Below are 2,977 nucleotides of genomic sequence, written 5' to 3' on the forward strand. Positions count from 1 at the left end.
TAAACGTCCTGCCTGACCGGCTACTGCTGTTCAGCGGCGCTGACGGCGATCATCAGGTGGGGGAGTTTCAAGTGACCATACCCGGGGGATTTTGACCGACCCACGGGGCGGTATTTTTCTCGCGGGAATTTTTCCTCACGTACTCCCGTTTGGCAGCGACGAGTCGACGCAAGGAGCGGAGTACGAAGGATTCACAGCGAGGTTCAATAGTTTGAAAGTTCAATTTGGATCGAGCGTGAGTATTCCGCGTGCGAGCGCGATTCTGCGGCGAAATGACGGGATCGTTCCGTTTACGTGCGATCCGGGCCAAAGAGCCATATGGAGGTACGGAGCTTCTACGCAGTCCCCGCGAGATCCTACTGGACGCTGTGCATGACGGTTTACACCTTCTGCCATAGCTGTTGTGTCACGTCCTTGCGCTCGCATGGAGCGGCCTTGGCAGCCTGCGCCGAGCCACACTTGATGGCGATCCAGCGATCTTGGATGCTGGGCGAGCAAGAATCAGTTCGACACCTTTCGGCGAGCGGCCGTGTGACTCAGCATGTCGCCTCGATTTGCTGGGAGTACGTCGAGCCAGGTCCAATTAAGTTGCGCGCATTTATCTTGGAAGCGATTCCTGGGCTTTCAGCATCTCAGTTACTTAACGCCGCTTCGCCGCGGGACGTCTCACCGAGCGATCGTGGCGGCGGTGAGCGTGCGGCTTTACGGCGGTTCCAACGCGTGGGCGGCGAGCAGGATTTGCCGGCATCCCAGCGCTCGGTGCGCACAACTACCTCGCCGATGAGGCACTCTGGTTGGACGACAGTCGCACTTCGTACTTGTTCTGCTCTCTCCTCTGCAGGCCGGCTCGTTGATGCGAGCTCGCGTCCGACATGGTCTACGGGCGCGGTCGAGCACGCCAGCGGTTGACCAGAGCGGATCATCAAGTGATCACTCTTTGTCGCTTGCTAAGTATGAGCTCCGCTTCCTTTTCGGCTACGCCCATGGCTGCCTTCATGGCGATCAACCAGGAAAGGCGGAACGAAGCATGACCCGAACACGCGGCGGGGCTTCGTAGCTCAGGATGGCGCATGCTCGTGACAGAGTTGCCTCGCGATGCGAAGGTGCGGGCGTACGCCGAAGGTGTTCGCCGACGAGCGGGGGCCAAAAGGAAGCAAGTTTGCCAGACGGCACCATCGCCACAAGCATTCAGCATCTTAGGAGATGCTGAGGATCTGCTCAAGCCGCGCGACCTCCCCTCGCAACATCTCGATAGACACGTCTCGGTTCTCCGAAATGTTCAAAGCAGTGTGGACCGGCTCTCCAGCGTGAGATGAGCCGGGCAATCCTCCCGCATTGGTACTTCGCATATCCCACCAGGTGCGGAATATACGGCGATAGAGTTCAGTTACCTCCCGTCCCCTGTCCAGAACTCCGGCTTTCTGGGCATGCAGCAGTTCCTGCTCATATCCGAGTTCCAGCAAAAGCTCGGCACCGACCAGATCGGTCACGGTTTGCATCTCCTCGAACGTTCATGTGGAAGATCCTTGGTAGGGCTACGAGCAAAACAATGTGTTCAATGCCGATTATGAATCACGACCGGACATAACCTTTGAGACCAACACTTTCTAACAAAGCCCATCAATGAGGATGCTGGAGGCCCACCGCCACATTGAAACGCCATCCAAAAACCCCCCTCAGCGCGGATCGGCAAAGCCAATTTGCTACAGAACCTTCTATGGCACTGAGGGCGGCCTGCGAGCCGCCCTACCGTGCAAGTACCAGCGCGGCCCAAGCTATCGCTGATGTCCGAGTCCGATTCCAAGATTCAAGGCCTTCTGGCGAAGCGCACCGACACTGCGTTTGGTCATCTTTGCTATTTTTATCACGGGGGTCCTGGCCTTCGAGTGGACTTTGAGCTCCTTGATATCTGCCTTCGTCCATTCGCGCCGCTTAACGCGTTTCTTGGTTGCTTTCTTCACGATGAATGCTCCTTCTTAGGGGAGCGGCTTGTAACATAGCTTTTTCGGCGCGACGACCGTAAAAAATTAGACAAATATTATACGGAATCGCGCCAGGTATAATCTTGGGCATGTCTTCCGAAGCGAGGTGTCTGCACTGTTGCAGCTGCGCAATTGTAAACTTCATACGCACGTCGCGTTCTGATAGCGTTCCAATCGACGCCTTTATATGCGGAGCTAAACAACCAACACGCTCTCGAATAAGCGAGCCAAATCGCAATAGAGATGAACGGATCCCACTAAGGAGGTGCGGACAGAGAACGGAAGGATGTTGTGTTTCAGCCTCCGCGATATTGCTAAGAGAGAGGTGGCTGACGAGAATGATCACAAGGCCCGCTCAGCTTTGATCACGCGCTCTTTGTCAAGTTCGCTTCTTGACGTATTCAACTCGCGCAAAGAGCGCCGCCGCTTGATGGCCTCGACTGAAGTGGTAGGTTATTGGTGAAGTTCACGCGCGCCGACCTCACATCCAAAATGCTGATATGTCGAGCTCGTTCTCCGCGTGCAGCCCACTGCCAGTGATGCCCTCAATTCCAGTGCAAGATCATCATGCCAACTTTTCGGGATAAGAAATTTGCTGAAAATCCAGCACGACTGGCGTCCACCGCCGATCAGGACACCACAGGCGGTAGAACGCTTAAAGACGGGCAGAGACCCTCGTCGGCTACCTTCGCCAACCAACACATGGGTTCTTGGCCCTGTTCCCGCATCTGACCCGGATGCCTTCCGGGAAATCAGTTTAGCCGACCGTCTCGACGACACTGATGTGCACGAAGAGGCCAAATCCTTCGTCCCTCAGGTCAATATCTTCGGTCGCGTTTAACGACTCCACAACACTGATTACAACATTACAACGACACTGTTTCTAGAGAGCTGGCCCCGCAAATTCGGACAGTAGCTTGAGTGGATTTTCTGCCTGACAGCGGCGAGGATTCTTGCTGCGAATCAGGAGCGAAGATGACGAAGAAGAGCCGCCG

2 protein-coding genes are annotated in these 2,977 nt (G+C 55.6%); both read right to left on the reverse strand.

Annotated features, from left to right (window positions below):
• Nucleotides 1–1,196: 1,196 nt before the first annotated feature.
• Nucleotides 1,197–1,490, reverse strand: coding sequence for a hypothetical protein (locus tag QJT78_RS49815; RefSeq protein ID WP_272481446.1), 294 nt, complete (start codon nt 1,488–1,490; stop codon nt 1,197–1,199).
• A 285-nt stretch (nt 1,491–1,775) separates the two neighbouring features.
• Nucleotides 1,776–1,961 (reverse strand): hypothetical protein, encoded by a 186-nt coding sequence (locus tag QJT78_RS49820; RefSeq protein ID WP_076829490.1) that lies wholly within the window; start codon nt 1,959–1,961, stop codon nt 1,776–1,778.
• Nucleotides 1,962–2,977 lie beyond the last annotated feature (1,016 nt).

The sequence above is a fragment of the Bradyrhizobium sp. Mp27 genome (genome assembly GCF_029953005.1).
GTDB lineage: Bacteria > Pseudomonadota > Alphaproteobacteria > Rhizobiales > Xanthobacteraceae > Bradyrhizobium > Bradyrhizobium barranii.